Genomic DNA, 16,711 nt, shown 5'->3' with positions numbered 1-16,711 from the left:
TTATTTTAATTATTAAATATTTATGGCTTAGGTTTTGATTTAAATAAGACTGCCATAGTATAACCAAAGAATATTGCAGCTGCAATACCACCAGCGGTTGCTATGGTTCCACCTGTAAATATACCAATAAACCCATCTGTATCAATAGCTTTTTTAACTCCTTCTGCTAAAGAATATCCAAATCCTATTATTGGTACTGTCGCGCCAGCCTCTCCGAATTTTACTAAAGGTTCATATATACCTAGAAATGCCAAAACAACTCCACTAGTCACATAACTAACAAGTACATAAGGAGACTGTACATTAAATTGATCCATCATAATCTGGGCTATCAAACAAATGATTCCACCTACAAAAAATACTCTTAAATACTCCATCAACATAATATCACTTCCTATTCATTAACTACTACCACCGCATGTGCCACACATGGTATAGTCTCTTTCTGTAGTGTACTCGTTGGAGATAACAAAGCTCCTGTAGACACCAACATTACTTTATTGAACTCTTTATTTTTTAGTTTTTGATAAATATAACCTGTAAATACTGTAGCAGAACATCCACATCCACTACCGCCACAGTGTACATCTTGCTTTTCTAGATCGAATATTTCTATACCGCAATCAATATGTGTTTTAGATATATCTACGCCTTTCTCTTTGAGTATATCCACCAATATTTGTTTGCCAAATGTTCCTAGATCCCCTGTTGCAATTACATCGAAACTATCTGGGTCGTCATTTGTATCTTTAAAGTAAGAGTATATTGTATCTATTGCAGATGGAGCCATTGCTGCTCCCATATTGTTTCCATCTTTAATTCCTTTGTCTACAACTTTTCCTATAGTAATATATTTCACTTTTGGACCGTCTCCATTTGAAGCTATCAAAACACTTCCTGAACCTGTTACTGTCCACTGCGCTGTCATAGGTTTCTGATTCCCAAGCTCTAGCGGAAATCTAAACTGTCTCTCCGCAGTACAATAGTGACTTGAAGTTCCTGCTAGTACTAAATCAGAAAAACCTCCATCAACTATCATCGAAGCTAAACTAATTCCCTCAGACATAGTAGAACACGCACCGTATATTCCTAAAAATGGTATATCTAACTCTCTTGCTGCAAAGGATGCTGGAGTAATCTGATTTATTAAATCACCAGCAAACATGTACTCTACATCTTTTAGCTCTTTTCCAGATTTTTTAACTGTATTTTCCATTGAAGTTTTGAGCATTTTACTCTCTGCCTTTTCCCAACTCTTCTCTCCGTACATATCGTCAGTAAGTACAAGATCAAAATACTCATTTAAAGGCCCTTCTCCCTCTTTTTTACCGACAATTGAAGATGCTGATATTATTGTCGGATTGTTTTCTAATTTAACTGTTCTGCTACCAATTCTCTTGTTTTTCATAACACACACACCTTTAAAATTACATTTTAAGTATTTCACCTTAATTTATTTCTTTGAAATTAAGCAAATAGACATATAAATAGATTACTTTAGCTTTATCATTTACTTTATCATTAAAAAAATGTAATAAACAAAACCGCAAAGTATAGATGAACCTATGCCGTAAACAAGTACAGGACCAGCTACTTTAAATAAATTTGCACCAACACCCATTACATAGCCTTCTTGTTTATGCTCCATGGCTGGTGAAACTATTGAGTTTGCAAACCCAGTTATCGGAACAATAGAACCTGCTCCAGCTCTTTTTCCCAACAGGTCGTACACTCCAAGCCCTGTCAAAAAAGCACCTATAAATATTAGCGTAATAGATGTTGAAGTTGCCGCTGCAAGCTTATCTAAGCCAAAGGTATCTGTCCAAATATTATTTATAAACTGGCCTAGTACGCAAATCAGCCCTCCTACAACAAACGCATTTATATAGTTTTTTGCAAATGTAGGCTTTGGACTGATCTTTTCCACATATTCTTGATATTTTTTATTATTATCAAGGTAAACTTCTTTATATTTTTTATTTTCCATATAAACACCTCTCATAACTATTATCTGTAAAAAGCAAAAAATAAACCCTTAATTTCTAATATTTAGAATTAAGAGTTTAAATCTTATAAAGTATTCTTTATTATACTACTTTTCAGTTTGATTAATCGCTTATACTTAAAATTTAACTTATGTACTCTTTTAACTTTGAAAGTACCTTTTTTTCGATTCTTGAAACTTGCACCTGTGATATATTAAGCATCTGACCTATTTCGCTCTGAGTCAGATCTTCAAAATATCTAAGTACTATTATCTGTCTCTCACGTTTTTCCAATTTATTTAGAATATCTTTTAAAAGTATATTGTCTATCGCTTTTTCTTCTTCACACTCGCCCTGCATGCTTATTTTGTCTATTAAACATATAGGAGCGCCTTCTTCTTCGTGTATAACTGTATGCAAATACTCAACACTGAAATTAGCTTCAAGAGCCATAACTAAATCTTCTTTTTCTATTTCTAAAATCTTCGCAAGCTCTTCAATACTAGGCTCGCGTCCAAGTTTCTTTGTCATAATCTCACTTTGCATTTTAGCTTTTACAGCAATTTGCTTAAGAGATCTAGAAACTTTTATCATTCCATCATCTCTCAAATACCTTTTTATTTCTCCTAAAATCATCGGAACGGCATATGTAGAAAACTTAACGTTAAATTTGGGATCAAATTTATATATAGATTTAATCAGTCCAATAGATCCAAGCTGAAATAAATCATCTCTATCGTACCCTATATTTAAAAACTTTGAAACCACACTTCTAACTAAACCTAAATTACTTGATATTAATATTTCCTTAGCTTCTTCATCTCCATTTTGAACTCTCTCAATCAGCTCAAGAGTCTCTTCATGGGTAAGAAGTCTCTTTTTTTCTTCTCTCGTAGCAGTTGTCCCCATAATAAAACCTCAATTCTCTTCGGACTTTATTTAGGCATTTATCTTTTTAGCCATCTCAATTCTAGTTCCTTGTCCTTTAATAGAACTAACATTTACATCATCCATAAAGCTCTTCATCACGGTAAAGCCCATACCTGATCTGTCAAGCTCTGGTTTAGATGTATAGAGTGGTTCCATAGCTTGTTCAAGATTTTCTATACCATATCCTTCATCTTCAACTGTAATTTTTATCGTATTTCCATCAATTATACATTTTAAATAAACAAATTTTTCTTCATCTTCTTCATAGCCATGAATAATCGAGTTTGTTACAGCTTCTGAAACAGCTGTTTTAATATCAACTAGTTCATCTAGGGTAGGATCCAGCTTTGCTGCAAATGATGCTACTATAACTCTTGCCAAACTTTCGTTTTCAGATTTAGCAGAAAATTTTACTTCCATAATATTACTCATAATCCACTCCTCCTTACAAAGAACTTACTGCTTCTTCATACGTTTCGTAAATGCTAATAATTTTATTTAACCCCGACAGATCAAAGATTTTTTTTACTCTGTCATTAATATTTATAACTGAAACTTTTCCGCCTTCATTAGATATTTTTTTATACCTACCGATTATTACACCTATGCCTGAAGAATCCATAAAATTGATTTTTTCAAAATCAAACACGATATTTCTGACTTGATTGGCATTTAACAGAGAATCCAACTCTTCCCTGATCTCACTCGCAATGTGATGATCAAGCTCAGAACAATCAAACTCTATAAAAAGATTCTTGTCTTGAAAAGAATATGTAAACATCGATGTCCCTCCTTAAAATAAAAATATAGTAACTTTTAATTAGTTCTATAAGCTAGTTGTTTATCCTTCAGTGAAAAATGACTAGTTTTGTCTCCTAAAAATTACTATATTTATAAGCGGGCATCGACCCAATATTTAAATGTCTTTTTGACAAATGCTACGAGTTTTTTATTTTTAATATAACTAGTATTCTTTACTATTTTATACTAGCTTATTGTTGGTATCTTTTTTTTCCTTCTTTTTTGTAATCTTTAATATCTTTATTTTCTTTTTTGTTATCTCTTTTATTTGCTTTTTCTATATTAATTTTATTTCCTTTGATCTTGATATCTTTCATCTTTTCAAGAACAGTCATTGCATTTTTCTTTGGTACTTCAACAAAAGTATACTTATCGTAAATATCTATTGATCCAACTACTCTTCCTGGAATTCCAGCTTCTCCAGCTATAGCTCCAACTATATCTTTGGCTTGAACTCTTTGGTTTTTACCTACATTTATAAATAGTCTGATCATACCACTCTGAGCTACAACTTTTTTGTCACCACGAGGTCTATCACTGCGTTCACCACGATCACGATCTCTTCTAGGTTTTTCTTCTATTATTTCTTTACTTAATTCATCTCCAAGAGATAATTTAAGTAGAGCTGCTGCAACATCTACTGTTGAATAATCAACATTTTCACAGTATTCTTCTATCCATTTTAATTGCTTAGTTAAGTTTCCTTTTTCTAATGTTTCATTAACATTTTTAAAGAAAGCACTTACCTTCTTCTCTTCAACGTCAGAAATAGTAGGTATTTCATGTTTAACTAATTTAGATTTAGTATATCTCTCAATATCCTTCATCTTTCTTACTTCTTTACCAAACACGAAACTGAAAGACATTCCTTCACGTCCGGCTCTACCAGTTCTACCGATTCTATGAACGTAGTATTCTTCATCTTGTGGTAAATCGTAGTTAAATACACATTCTACATCGTCTACGTCTATTCCTCTAGCAGCAACATCAGTCGCAACAAGAATATCTATTGTACCATGTCTAAATTTATCCATCACTATATCTCTTTGGGCTTGTTTTAAGTCACCGTGAAGTGCATCTGCAAAGTATCCTCTAGCTTGTAAATCTCCAACTATCTCATCTGCTTTTCTCTTAGTGTTACAGAAAACAACTGATAGCTTTGGATTATATACATCTACAAGTCTACATAATATTTCTAATTTATTTGCTGCTCTAGTCTCAATATAGTACTGTTTTATATTTGGAACTGTAAGCTCTCTTCTAACCACTTTTATGTGAGTTGGATCTTTTTGGTATCTCTTAGTAAGATCTAAGATACCCTTTGGCATAGTTGCTGAGAAGAAAGTTGTTTGTCTATCTTCAGGAGTTTTGCTAAGAATCATCTCGATATCTTCTCTGAATCCCATGTCTAGCATTTCATCTGCTTCATCAAGAACAACCATCTTTACCTTGTCCATTTTTAACGTTCTACGATTGATATGATCTATTGTACGTCCTGGTGTCCCTATTATTATCTGTACACCGGATTTTAATGACTTTATCTGTCTATCTATAGCTTGACCACCGTAAATAGGTAAAGCTTTAATTCCAGGACAATATTTAGCTAACTTGCTTATTTCTGTAGAAACTTGTATTGCAAGCTCTCTTGTCGGGCAAAGCACTACAGCTTGTAGGCTTCTATCATTTGGATTAATCATCTCTAATATTGGAATACTAAAAGCCGCAGTTTTTCCCGTACCAGTTTGGGCTTGTCCAATTATATCTTGCCCTGCTAGAACAGCAGGTATAGATTGAGCCTGAATAGGAGATGGTTCCTCAAATCCCATTTCAGAGATAGCTTTCTTTATCCCTTCGTTTATTTGTAAATCTTCAAATTTTGTTATATTCATATATTATTCCTCTCCGTTTTAAATTATCTTAACCTATCCATTATATACTTTAAAATACTATTCTGCAATTTATATTTTATGTATTGATGTTACATAATATACATAACATACAAAGTTCCTAGATAAATTACATATGTAGAGAGCATGGCTATACCTTGAATTCTGTACATTTTGTTCTTCAACAATGTTGGAATTACGAGTATAAAAATAAGTAAAATCATGAAAGGAAAATCTAAAAGTCTATTTTGGGATAAAATTGGCAAACTATTTGGAATGGCTGATACCCCTATAACACAGAGTAAATTAAGCGTATTTGCACCAATGATATTTCCTACAGATATAGAATGGTGATTCTTCCTTATAGCAGTTATAGATGACACAAGCTCTGGAAGCGATGTGCCAAGTGCTATTACTGTTAAACTAACTATTGCGTGGGGAATTCCCATAAAAGTAGCTATCTTAACCCCACTATTTATAAGGAGTCTAGATCCAATAATCATCATAATTAACCCAATAATAAATAAACTTCCTATTCTTATAATATCTTTTATACAAAATTCTTCATTAATTTTATTTTCACTTCTTTTTAAATGTCTAGTATATCTATCCATCATTTCTCTGCTTTTAATTCCATTTGGCTTTTTAACTCCTTTATAATTGCTGTACATATAGTATGCAAATATTAATAATAAAATAGCTGAATCTCCTCTACTTATCTCTCCATCTATTCCTAACACTAAAAAAACAACTAAAGATAATATAAGTAAAACTGCCCTATGAACAAACATATCTCTATCTACTTTAAATGGGCTTAATAATAATACCAATCCCAAAGCAAGACCAGTATTGCATATAATAGAGCCAACTGCATTTCCTAAACTCATAGTTGTGTGCCCGTCTAGTGATGCAAATACAGAAACAGTAAACTCAGGAAGTGTTGTTGCAAAACTAACTATGGTTGCTCCTAAAACTATTTCAGATATATTCGTTCTCCTGCCAATTTCCACCGTACAGTTGATAAAAATATCCGCTCCTTTGGTAATTAATACAAATCCAACTATAAATATAACTACTATTAAAAACAAATAATCACCCCTAAAATATATTTCTTCGCGCAATCTCGCAATGTATGTGTATTATATATTTTATGATACCGTTTACATTTTTATGATACCGTTTACATTTTTAAAGTTTTTATAAATTCTGTTTAAATAAATAATATATATGGTATAATTTACTTAGATAACAAAAGATGTTTTTGCGTATTATTCAATGAAACAATATTTTCATTAAGTTTTCCAATTCGATATTTTTTTGAAAATTCAATCGTATCGAAATTCATTCTCAGCTATTACGGATCATTTAATCAAAATATCATTATATAATTCGTATTTATAGCATCTTTAATATAGAATCTAAGGAGGCAATTTACATGAGTGCATGGCAAGGATTTATCCAAGGAAGATGGAACAAAGAAGTAGATGTTAGAGAATTTATTCAGTTAAACTACACACCTTACGAGAGTGATGATTCATTTTTAGCTGGAGTAACAAATGACACAAAAGAGCTATGGAATGAAGTTACAGCCTTATTTAAAAAAGAAAGAGAAAACAACGGTACATTAGATATAGACACTGAGACTATATCAGCAATAGACGCTTACGAGCCAGGATATATACACCAAGAGTTTGAAAGAATTGTTGGTTTACAAACAGATGCTCCACTTAAAAGAGCTGTAATGCCATACGGTGGTATAAGAATAGTAGAAGGTTCTTGTGAAGCTTTTGGATACACTCTTGATTCAAAAATAAAAGATATATTTACAAAATATAGAAAAACTCACAACCAAGGAGTATTCGATGCTTATACACCTGAAATGAAGATGGCTAGAAAATCTGGTATAATAACTGGTCTTCCAGACGCTTACGGAAGAGGTAGAATAATCGGTGATTATAGAAGAGTTGCTCTATACGGAGTTGATAGACTAATAGAAGATAAAGAAGATCAAAAAAGATCTTTAGAAGTATCTTGCATAGATGAAGAAATAATCAGACTTAGAGAAGAGATAAGCGAGCAAATAGTTGCTTTAAATAGATTAAAAACTATGGCCAATTCATACGGATTTGACATATCAAAACCAGCTACAAATTCAAAAGAAGCAGTACAATGGTTATACTTTGGATATTTAGCAGCAGTAAAAGATCAAAACGGAGCTGCGATGTCACTTGGTAGAACATCAACTTTCCTAGATATATACTTTGAAAGAGATTTAAAAAATGGAACAATAACAGAAGATGGAGTTCAAGAATTAATGGACCACTTCGTTATGAAATTAAGAATGGTTAAGTTCCTTAGAACACCAGAATACAACAACCTATTCTCTGGTGATCCAACATGGGTTACAGAATGCGTAGGAGGTATGGGTATTGATGGGAGAACTTTAGTAACTAAAAACTCATTCAGAGTTTTAAATACACTTTACACATTAGGACCATCACCGGAACCAAACTTAACAGTGCTTTGGTCTACTAGCTTACCAAAAGGATTTAAAGACTTCTGCTCTAAAGTTTCAATAGATTCAAGTTCAGTCCAGTACGAAAATGACGACCTAATGAGACCATACTGGGGAGATGACTACGGTATAGCTTGTTGTGTGTCTGCAATGAAGATAGGTAAGCAAATGCAGTTCTTCGGAGCTAGAGTTAACCTTGCAAAAACTCTTCTTTACGCTATAAACGGTGGTAAAGATGAATTATCTGGAATGCAAGTAGGACCAAGATTTGAGCCAATAACTTCAGAGTACTTAGACTTCGATGAAGTTATGAATAAATTCGAACCATTCGCTGATTGGTTAGCTACATTATATGTAAACACATTGAATGTGATCCACTATATGCACGATAAATACTCTTACGAATCATTAGAAATGGCTCTTCACGATAGAGACGTATTTAGAACTATGGCTTGCGGAATGGCTGGATTATCAGTTTGCGCTGATTCATTATCAGCTATAAAACATGCAAAAGTTAAAACTATTAGAAATGAAAATGGACTAGCTGTAGATTTTGAGATCGAAGGAGATTATCCTAAATACGGAAACAATGACGACAGAGTAGACGATATAGCAGTAGAATTAGTTGAAAGCTTTATGAACAAAATTAAGAAAAACAAAACTTACAGAAATGCCTACCCTACACAATCAATACTTACAATAACATCAAATGTTGTGTACGGCAAAAAGACTGGTAATACTCCAGATGGAAGAAAAGCTGGTGCGCCATTTGCTCCAGGGGCTAACCCAATGCACGGTAGAGATACTAGCGGTGCATTAGCATCACTATCATCAGTAGCTAAATTACCATACGAGTACTCTCAAGATGGTATATCTAATACATTCTCAATAATACCTGGTGCTTTAGGTAAAAATATGGACGAAAGAATTTCAAATCTTTCTTCTATGTTAGATGGATACTTTGATCAAAAAGCTCATCATCTAAACGTAAACGTATTTGACAGAGCCACTTTAGAAGATGCTATGGAGCATCCAGAAGAATATCCACAACTTACTATAAGAGTTTCTGGTTACGCTGTTAACTTTATCAAACTTACTAGAGAGCAACAACAAGACGTTATAAACAGAACATTCCACGGAAAAATGTGCTAATTATGACAACAGGAAGAATTCACTCTATAGAAACATTTGGTACAGTTGACGGACCAGGAATCAGATATATAATATTTTTTCAAGGTTGCCCATTGAGATGTAAGTACTGCCACAATAGAGATACATGGAATCCAAGCCTCGGCAAAGAATATACAGCTGATGAAATAATTACTGATGCACTTAAATACTCTTCATACAGAAAATTCTCTGGGGGCGGAATTACCGCTTCTGGAGGAGAACCAACTTTACAACCAGAGTTTTTAAATGAGTTATTTAAGAAAGCTAAAGAGAATTCTATCCACACTTGTCTTGATACTTCTGGTTTTGTAGATATAGATGTTATTAATCCTATTTTAGACAATACTGATCTTGTCTTACTAGATCTAAAGCATATGATCGACGATGGATCAAAAGATCTTACTGGCGTTAGTATAAATAAAGCTATTGCTCTAGCAAAACATCTAGATAAACGCGGAATTCCTGTTTGGATAAAACAAGTACTTGTTCCAGGAATTACCGACACTATTGAAAACTTAGAAGCTCTTGGGAAATTTGTTTCGTCACTGTCTAATGTCGAGAGGGTTGAACTACTTCCCTACCACACCATGGGAATCCATAAGTGGGAAAACTTAGGTATAGATTACGAGCTGAAAGGTATCCCTGATGCTACTATAGAAGATGTTAAAAAAGCTAGTAAAATAGTTTCTAAGTTTGGCGTTCAAGTTTACAACGCTTAAGAATTATTCGTAAGATTGTAATAAAATTGATAATTTACTTTAAAATCTTTGATTTAAATTAAAATTAGACATAATAAAAACACTAAAAGCAATTTAGATAATTGAGTTAGATTACTCATTTCTAAATTGCTTTTTTATTTTTCTACCTTTTATGATATTTATTATTATAAAAACTTATATTTAATCACAATTCTCTATTTTTAGACATATATTTATATAGAAAGGAGAATGAATTAATGATTTATTACAATAGAAAGTATTATAGGATGTTTAATGAAGATAAGTACTACAAAAGTATTGTAAAAGATGAACCTAAGTACGCTTATAAAGAAACAAAAAATAAAAATGATCTTACCTATTTAGATAATAAATATTATTCTGGTAAACATCAATTAAGTTACGTTCTTATGGAAGATAACGAAATTAGCCCTATCGAACAAATAGACTTATATAAATACTTCGATTACGATGATGACGACCAATATGAATCTAATTATTACAGTCGTGAGATCTATATAGATGAGTACAGAGATCATGAAGAATATATTGATTCTAATATTTATGATGAAGAAAACAGCTTTGATGAAACTATTACTGAGAATATAAATTCTGAAGAAGATGAAACTATCAGAAACTCAAATATAGATGAGCAAGTTCATACTCATGAATATGACATAAGTGTTAAAGCTTATGGTACTGAAGGCGAATTACACAGACATCATCTGGCAGGAACTACAAGCGAATCAAAATATTCATCTGATGGTAGCCATTATCATGAGATTAAAAATAAAACAGATAATTTTAATGATCATTACCATTACATTAATGATGTGACTGGACCTTCTATTCCAGTTGGCAACGGTAAACATATACACTTAGTTGAAGGTTTTACAAATGTTTATAAAGATCATAAACATGAATATCAATTCTCAACTTTGGTAGGCGATCATATAAGTGAATAGATTATATAAAGGCTACCTTATTTATTTGGATAAGGTAGCCTTTGATTAGTTTTATAATATATATTAAGTATATTTAGTATGACTCATCAATATGTAATAACTTTACGTCAATGCGACAAAATAATCTATAATAAGTTATATTTACACACAAATTTTCATAAATTTACATATAGTTATATAGAGAGGAGGTTAAAATTTTATGAGTTTTTACGGTAAATATAATAATGTAAACCACAATTCGAAAAGAAATAATGATAGAGAATGCTCTTATAACAACAATGAAACAGACGAATATTCAAATTATAGCGACTACGGTGACTATAATAGATATAACTCTGATAAATATATGGAATACAACCAATCCAATTGGAATTGTTCCAATGATCAAACTCATACTCATGAGTATAAAGGAAGCGTGAAAATAGCAGAAGCGCAGGAAGATCCACATAATCATCGTTTTGCATGTGTGACTGGAGAGGCAATTTTTCATCAGATGGAAGCCATTTTCATAAGCTTCAAAACAATACAGATTTTTATGAAGAACATTTCCACAAAATGTGCGATGTAACAGGTCCTGCTATTCCCGTTGGAAATGGCAGACATGTCCACTTTGTTAGTGGAGATACTACTATCAATGATGGTCATCAACACGAGTTCCAATTTGCTACTTTAATAGATGATCCTATAGGAGACTAAATTTTCAAAGAGTTGGTGTAGAGATTATTTAATATAATTTTTGTGCCAGCTTTTTTAATTAATATTAATAGTCAAAGCATCAAAATAGCTACTTCATTGACCATTTTAATATAACCTCTCTTTAATGTAGAAAAGCTACCCTAAAAAATCAGGCAGATCTTAACTAATCATATTCATCTTTTTACAAAAATATTAAATTACAACTATATTTACAATACAAACAGCTCAAAAGGATATGTTATGACTCCAACTATACAAACATAAAATCCCCCGTTTTATACAAATAGTTTTAATTATACACAAAAAAGCACATACCTATCTCTAGATACATGCTCAAATCTACATAAAAAATTAAAATTCAATATCCTCAACCTCTATATTATCAATCGCGTCTTGGATCAACTTCTCAACATCAAGCTTGCTCTCTTCAGCTTCAATTCTATCAAGTTTGGGCTTAGTAGTAGGCTTTTTAGGAGCAAACAAACTACAGCAATCTTCTTCTGGGATTACAGAAGTTTCAAAAGTTCCAATTTCCTCAGCCACCTTAACTATATCCGACTTATCCATCGCGATAAGTGGTCTGAAAATTGGTATATCTACAACAGCATTAGTACATGTAAGGCCGTGTATAGTCTGTGATGCAACTTGTCCTATACTTTCTCCTGTAATAAGAGCATCACAGTATCTCTTCTCTGCAAGCTCCTGTGCAATTCTCATCATAAACCTTCTAGATAAAATAGTTGTATCAGAATCATTACAGTGAGTGGCTATTGCCTTTTGTATCTCTAGTATATTTACTTTGTGAAGTCTAACTCTTCCACAGTACTTTGCTAATATTTTTGTTAAATCTCTTACTTTTTCCTGAGATCTTTCATTTGTAAATGGATAACTGTGGAAATGAACTGCCTCAACATCCACACCTCTCTTTGCTACCATCCAAGTTGCAACTGGGCTGTCTATACCTCCAGATAAAAGCGACATAGCCTTGCCATTAGTTCCAAGAGGTAATCCTCCGTATCCAGCTATAGTATCACTGTAAACCATTGTGTGGTTTTCTCTGTACTCACAAGAAATTTTAACTTCTGGATTTCTAATATCTACTTTGATTCTTCCATCCACCTTTGCTAGTAAGTATCCACCTATATCTATACTCATCTCTTGAGATGTAAGTTTAAAGCTCTTATCGCCTCTTCTGGAGTCTACTTTAAACGATTTATATCCCTCATCTATTTTCTCTTCTAACATAGTTAGAGCTATTTCTTTCAACTTATCGTAGTCTTTTTCAGCTCTTATTGCTGGGCAAACTCCGACTATACCAAAAACTTTTCTAACTTCTTCTATTATTTCTTCGTAATCGTAGTCTTCTAAATCTACATAGATTCTTCCGTATTCTTTGTATACTCTAAATTTACCTATTGGCTTTAGCATATTCTTTATATTTTTTATAAGTTTATTTTCAAAGACGTATCTATTCTTTCCTTTTACACCTATTTCACCGTATTTAACTATTAAAATATTGTACATTTTTAACTCCCATCCATTTACTAACTTTTACATTATATTTTTGTCATTAATATTTTTTTCTTCATCTATTTTCTTTATATACTTCTTTATATACGTTCTTCTACTTTATATAAAACTAACTATCTTTTTATTATATTTCTTAAATCATCAACTGACTCTTTGATTATTTTAGCAGCCTCAAGTATCTCTTCCTCTGTATTCATATCAGACAAACTAAATCTTATTGTACCCTCTACTTCTTTTGGATTAAGCCCTATTGCATTTAGAACATGGCTGCCTTTCTTTTTTGCGGAACAAGCAGATCCTGTCGATACATAAACACCTTTTTGCTCTAAATAGTGAAGCAATACCTCACCTTTTGCTCCAATAAAGGATATATTTAGCACGTGACACACTCCATCTTCTGGTGAGTTTACTTTTATATTGTCTATTTTTTTAAGTAACTCTGTTTTTAGGAGTTCTTTTAGAGAGTTTATCTTTTTAATATTAGCGTTCAGATCATCAAATAAAACTTTTACTGCCTCTCCGATCCCGTATATTCCTGGAACATTTTCTGTTCCTGATCTGACTCCAGACTCTTGTCCACCTCCAAACAACATTGGCTTAATTCTGCTATTTGATTTTACGTACATAAATCCAATGCCCTTTGGTCCATGAAACTTATGTCCACTCACACTCATAAAATCTATATTGTACTTTGAAGGTCTAAAATCAATCTTTCCAAAAGACTGAATAGCATCTACATGGAAGTAAATTTTTTCATCGAGAGACTTAAGATACTTTCCTATCTCTTTAACTGGTTGTATACTTCCTATCTCATTATTTACATGCATTATAGTTACTAGACATGTAGTTGGCTTTATAGCATGTTTAAACTCCTCAAAATCTATTACACCATTTTTATCTACTTCTAAATAAGTTACTTCAAATCCATCTTCTTCTAAATCTTTTAATGTATTTAAAACTGATGGATGCTCTATATTAGTAGAAATTATATGATTCTTTCTCTTTTTATTTAAATTAGCTACACCTCTAATTACGGTATTATTGCTTTCTGTTCCTCCAGATGTGAAGTAAATCTCTTTATCATTTGCTCCAACAGCTCTGGCTATATGTTGTCTAATCACTTTTATTTCTTTTTCTACATCTACTCCTTTTCTATGAGCTGCTGATGGATTTGCATAATCTTCTGTCAAAGATTGCACCATTTTGTCTACAACTTGCGGATAAGGTTTAGTTGTCGAACTGTTATCTAAATATATTTCCATATCTATTTCACCTACTTTAAATATTTTATCTTTATATTAAATTCACGAAATTAATTTAAAATTCAGAAGTATAATAAAATGCGAACAATTCTAACATGATTTTCTTATAAATTCGTTCAAATTACAATAAATCATATCTTTTTATTATATCATTTTTAATTTGCTTTTACACTATCGATTATTAAAAGATATTTTGTTCACAAAAATTAGCATACCTTTGCAATATCTACGTTTGAAGAGAAAAATAATTTTTTAATAATAAATCGCTAATATCATTGCATTTTTTGTCCTTTTTTATTATAATATAAGAAGGTTATCCCCCTGGTAACCCTAGTTAGTTAATATATCTATTCCCAATCCCCTTTTTATAAAGATATATTTTATATTTATTATAATAAGATTAATTACGGGAATTAATCTAACGCTGAAAAAAGAGCTTACCCCAAGCTCTTTTTCGTTTTTATAAACATATTTTTTTATCTTTGTTATGTATATGACAGAAATATAAAATAGAAAATCGAACATTTTCACAAAATTAATAATCTTAATACTAACAAATATATGCGTTCTATTCGGTTAGTTTATACCAATTTTTTCCTATATCCTTACCAATAACTAGTAGATTTTATATCACTTCTTTAGCTTTATTTCTATATTTATTTATATTTATTCATCTAATTTTGTCGAAATATTTGCATTAATTATAAATATACTTGTAATTTTTTTATAATTATATAATCTCCATAAATAAATAAGCTATCCCAATACTCAAGGATAGCTTATTTACTATATCTAATTTCGATTCATTTTAACTCATATTAAGAAATCACTTTTCTTAAAAAATCTTTTGTTCTTTCATTTTTAGGATTGTTAAATACATCCTCTGGACTTCCATCTTCTAGTATTTTTCCTTCATCGATAAATATCACTCTATCTGCTACTTCTTTAGCAAATCCCATCTCATGAGTTACTATTGCCATAGTCATTCCTTCTTCTGCAAGCTCTTTTATAACGTCTAGAACTTCTCCAACCATCTCTGGGTCAAGCGCTGAAGTAGGCTCATCAAATAACATCATATCGGGCTCCATAGCTAAAGCTCTAGCTATAGCTATTCTCTGCTTTTGCCCTCCTGATAGCTGCGATGGATAGGCATCCTTTTTATCGATTAAACCTACTCTTGTCAGCAAATACTCAGCTTTATCAGTAGCTTCTTTGTTAGACATCTTTTTTAACTTTACAGGCGCTAGTTTTATATTATCTATAATAGATTTATGTGGAAACAGGTTAAAGTTTTGGAAAACCATCCCTATTCTTTGTCTTGTTTTATCTATATCTGCCTTTTTATCTAATATATTTTGGCCTTCAAATACTATCTGTCCGCCTGTTGGAACTTCCAATAAATTCATACATCTTAAAAGTGTACTTTTACCAGAACCACTTGGACCAATTATAACAACTATTTCACCTTTAGCTATTTTTAGATCAATATTTTTTAATACTTTTAAATTGCCAAAATTTTTATCTAAATTTTTTATACTAATCATATTATCACTTTCCCTTACATAACTTTATTCTTTGTAGCTAATTAGATTAGATACTAATTAGACACAGACATTTTCTTTTCTAAAAGTCCAACAAGTCTTGACAATGTAAATGTTAAGACAAAGTAGATAGCCGCTGCAACTAAGAATGGTTCTAATGCTATAAACGATGAATTTCTAACCATTCCTGCTACGAACATCAACTCTACAACTCCTATTATAGAAATTATTGATGACTCTTTAACAAGAGATATAAACTCATTGGCTAAAGCTGGCAATACATTTTTTACAGCTTGAGGAACTATTACATATCTCATAGTGCTCCAGTAACTAAGACCAAGAGATCTACTTGCTTCCGTCTGTCCTTTGTCAACTGCTTGAATCCCTGATCTAAGTATTTCTGCTACATATGCACCTGAATTCACAGAAAGAGTAAATGCAGCTGCGGCAAATTCACTCGGGAAATCTATTCCTATTTGAGGCAGACCAAAGTATACTATAGAAATTTGAACCATTATCGGTGTTCCCCTTATAACTTCAATGTATATTGAAGCTAAAATATTAAACAATTTATTTTTTGATATTTTAGCGAGACATACTATCAAACCTATGATCACACCAAAGAATAATGCTACAAATGATATTGTTATTGTCGTAATTGTCCCGTCGATAAACATCGGGTAATACTTACCTAAAAAACTAAAATCCATAATT

17 protein-coding genes are annotated in these 16,711 nt (G+C 31.8%); 5 read left to right on the top strand and 12 right to left on the bottom strand.

Going from position 1 to position 16,711, the window contains the following annotated elements; all coding sequences use genetic code 11:
• Positions 1–20: 20 nt before the first annotated feature.
• The 8 genes from T473_RS0104635 to T473_RS0104600 form a co-directional block, all read right to left on the bottom strand.
• Positions 21–383 carry a SpoVA/SpoVAEb family sporulation membrane protein gene (locus T473_RS0104635; RefSeq protein WP_024620855.1) on the bottom strand — a complete coding sequence of 121 codons (363 nt, stop codon included), beginning with the start codon at positions 381–383 and terminating at the stop codon, positions 21–23.
• Positions 384–394: 11 nt separating this feature from the next.
• A complete protein-coding gene (gene spoVAD, locus T473_RS0104630) occupies positions 395–1,408 on the bottom strand; it encodes a stage V sporulation protein AD (protein ID WP_024620854.1) in 1,014 nt (337 codons plus the stop codon).
• A gap of 102 nt (positions 1,409–1,510) precedes the next feature.
• The gene (gene spoVAC, locus T473_RS0104625; RefSeq protein ID WP_024620853.1) at positions 1,511–1,987 is read right to left on the bottom strand and encodes a stage V sporulation protein AC; all 477 of its coding nucleotides are present in this window, start codon (positions 1,985–1,987) and stop codon (positions 1,511–1,513) included.
• Positions 1,988–2,129: 142 nt separating this feature from the next.
• Positions 2,130–2,894 carry an RNA polymerase sporulation sigma factor SigF gene (gene sigF, locus T473_RS0104620; RefSeq protein ID WP_024620852.1) on the bottom strand — a complete coding sequence of 255 codons (765 nt, stop codon included), beginning with the start codon at positions 2,892–2,894 and terminating at the stop codon, positions 2,130–2,132.
• 30 nt (positions 2,895–2,924) lie between these two features.
• Complete coding sequence (spoIIAB, locus tag T473_RS0104615) at positions 2,925–3,347, bottom strand: anti-sigma F factor (RefSeq protein ID WP_024620851.1); 423 nt, start codon at positions 3,345–3,347, stop codon at positions 2,925–2,927.
• A 13-nt stretch (positions 3,348–3,360) separates the two neighbouring features.
• Positions 3,361–3,696: an anti-sigma F factor antagonist gene (gene spoIIAA, locus T473_RS0104610; protein WP_024620850.1), complete on the bottom strand. Its 336-nt coding sequence runs from the start codon at positions 3,694–3,696 to the stop codon at positions 3,361–3,363.
• Positions 3,697–3,907: 211 nt separating this feature from the next.
• On the bottom strand, positions 3,908–5,605 hold the full coding sequence (locus T473_RS0104605) for a DEAD/DEAH box helicase (RefSeq protein ID WP_024620849.1): 1,698 nt from the start codon (positions 5,603–5,605) through the stop codon (positions 3,908–3,910).
• 89 nt (positions 5,606–5,694) lie between these two features.
• On the bottom strand, positions 5,695–6,690 hold the full coding sequence (locus tag T473_RS0104600) for a calcium/sodium antiporter (protein ID WP_024620848.1): 996 nt from the start codon (positions 6,688–6,690) through the stop codon (positions 5,695–5,697).
• Positions 6,691–7,037: 347 nt separating this feature from the next.
• Between T473_RS0104600 and pflB the strand changes: the two genes are divergently transcribed.
• The 5 genes from pflB to T473_RS20080 all read left to right on the top strand — a co-directional run bounded on the left by pflB (position 7,038) and on the right by T473_RS20080 (position 11,664).
• Positions 7,038–9,269: a formate C-acetyltransferase gene (pflB, locus tag T473_RS0104595; protein WP_024620847.1), complete on the top strand. Its 2,232-nt coding sequence runs from the start codon at positions 7,038–7,040 to the stop codon at positions 9,267–9,269.
• 2 nt (positions 9,270–9,271) lie between these two features.
• A complete protein-coding gene (pflA, locus tag T473_RS0104590) occupies positions 9,272–10,006 on the top strand; it encodes a pyruvate formate-lyase-activating protein (protein ID WP_024620846.1) in 735 nt (244 codons plus the stop codon).
• A gap of 236 nt (positions 10,007–10,242) precedes the next feature.
• Positions 10,243–10,968 (top strand): YmaF family protein, encoded by a 726-nt coding sequence (locus T473_RS18015; RefSeq protein WP_024620845.1) that lies wholly within the window; start codon positions 10,243–10,245, stop codon positions 10,966–10,968.
• Between the two features lie 199 nt (positions 10,969–11,167).
• The gene (locus T473_RS19635) at positions 11,168–11,536 is read left to right on the top strand and encodes a YmaF family protein (protein ID WP_330369373.1); all 369 of its coding nucleotides are present in this window, start codon (positions 11,168–11,170) and stop codon (positions 11,534–11,536) included.
• On the top strand, positions 11,524–11,664 hold the full coding sequence (locus T473_RS20080) for a YmaF family protein (RefSeq protein WP_416386992.1): 141 nt from the start codon (positions 11,524–11,526) through the stop codon (positions 11,662–11,664). The genes T473_RS19635 and T473_RS20080 overlap by 13 nt, the downstream gene beginning before the upstream one ends.
• 351 nt (positions 11,665–12,015) lie before the next feature.
• On the opposite strand, the gene thiI is transcribed toward T473_RS20080, so the two are convergent.
• From thiI to T473_RS0104560, 4 genes are all read right to left on the bottom strand, one after another.
• Positions 12,016–13,188: a tRNA uracil 4-sulfurtransferase ThiI gene (thiI, locus tag T473_RS0104575; protein ID WP_024620844.1), complete on the bottom strand. Its 1,173-nt coding sequence runs from the start codon at positions 13,186–13,188 to the stop codon at positions 12,016–12,018.
• Between the two features lie 119 nt (positions 13,189–13,307).
• Complete coding sequence (locus T473_RS0104570; RefSeq protein WP_024620843.1) at positions 13,308–14,456, bottom strand: cysteine desulfurase family protein; 1,149 nt, start codon at positions 14,454–14,456, stop codon at positions 13,308–13,310.
• 818 nt (positions 14,457–15,274) lie between these two features.
• Positions 15,275–16,000 carry an amino acid ABC transporter ATP-binding protein gene (locus tag T473_RS0104565; RefSeq protein WP_024620842.1) on the bottom strand — a complete coding sequence of 242 codons (726 nt, stop codon included), beginning with the start codon at positions 15,998–16,000 and terminating at the stop codon, positions 15,275–15,277.
• A 53-nt stretch (positions 16,001–16,053) separates the two neighbouring features.
• Positions 16,054–16,707 carry an amino acid ABC transporter permease gene (locus T473_RS0104560; RefSeq protein WP_024620841.1) on the bottom strand — a complete coding sequence of 218 codons (654 nt, stop codon included), beginning with the start codon at positions 16,705–16,707 and terminating at the stop codon, positions 16,054–16,056.
• Between the last annotated feature and the right edge of the window lie 4 nt (positions 16,708–16,711).

Origin of the sequence: Clostridioides mangenotii TR, assembly GCF_000498755.1 — a bacterium.
GTDB classification, from domain to species: Bacteria; Bacillota; Clostridia; order Peptostreptococcales; family Peptostreptococcaceae; genus Metaclostridioides; species Metaclostridioides mangenotii_A.
This window is presented reverse-complemented; position numbering and strand designations above follow the sequence as displayed.

Coding starts and splice junctions, on each gene's coding strand:
- spoVAD (WP_024620854.1), bottom strand. CDS start 1,408: ATGAAAAACAAGAGAATTGGTAGCAGAACAGTTAAATTAGAAAACAAT.
- spoVAC (WP_024620853.1), bottom strand. CDS start 1,987: ATGGAAAATAAAAAATATAAAGAAGTTTACCTTGATAATAATAAAAAA.
- T473_RS0104565 (WP_024620842.1), bottom strand. CDS start 16,000: ATGATTAGTATAAAAAATTTAGATAAAAATTTTGGCAATTTAAAAGTA.
- T473_RS18015 (WP_024620845.1), top strand. CDS start 10,243: ATGATTTATTACAATAGAAAGTATTATAGGATGTTTAATGAAGATAAG.
- T473_RS0104570 (WP_024620843.1), bottom strand. CDS start 14,456: ATGGAAATATATTTAGATAACAGTTCGACAACTAAACCTTATCCGCAA.
- T473_RS0104605 (WP_024620849.1), bottom strand. CDS start 5,605: ATGAATATAACAAAATTTGAAGATTTACAAATAAACGAAGGGATAAAG.
- T473_RS19635 (WP_330369373.1), top strand. CDS start 11,168: ATGAGTTTTTACGGTAAATATAATAATGTAAACCACAATTCGAAAAGA.
- pflB (WP_024620847.1), top strand. CDS start 7,038: ATGAGTGCATGGCAAGGATTTATCCAAGGAAGATGGAACAAAGAAGTA.
- T473_RS0104635 (WP_024620855.1), bottom strand. CDS start 383: ATGTTGATGGAGTATTTAAGAGTATTTTTTGTAGGTGGAATCATTTGT.
- thiI (WP_024620844.1), bottom strand. CDS start 13,188: ATGTACAATATTTTAATAGTTAAATACGGTGAAATAGGTGTAAAAGGA.
- sigF (WP_024620852.1), bottom strand. CDS start 2,894: ATGGGGACAACTGCTACGAGAGAAGAAAAAAAGAGACTTCTTACCCAT.
- T473_RS20080 (WP_416386992.1), top strand. CDS start 11,524: ATGTGCGATGTAACAGGTCCTGCTATTCCCGTTGGAAATGGCAGACAT.
- T473_RS0104560 (WP_024620841.1), bottom strand. CDS start 16,707: ATGGATTTTAGTTTTTTAGGTAAGTATTACCCGATGTTTATCGACGGG.
- pflA (WP_024620846.1), top strand. CDS start 9,272: ATGACAACAGGAAGAATTCACTCTATAGAAACATTTGGTACAGTTGAC.
- spoIIAA (WP_024620850.1), bottom strand. CDS start 3,696: ATGTTTACATATTCTTTTCAAGACAAGAATCTTTTTATAGAGTTTGAT.
- spoIIAB (WP_024620851.1), bottom strand. CDS start 3,347: ATGAGTAATATTATGGAAGTAAAATTTTCTGCTAAATCTGAAAACGAA.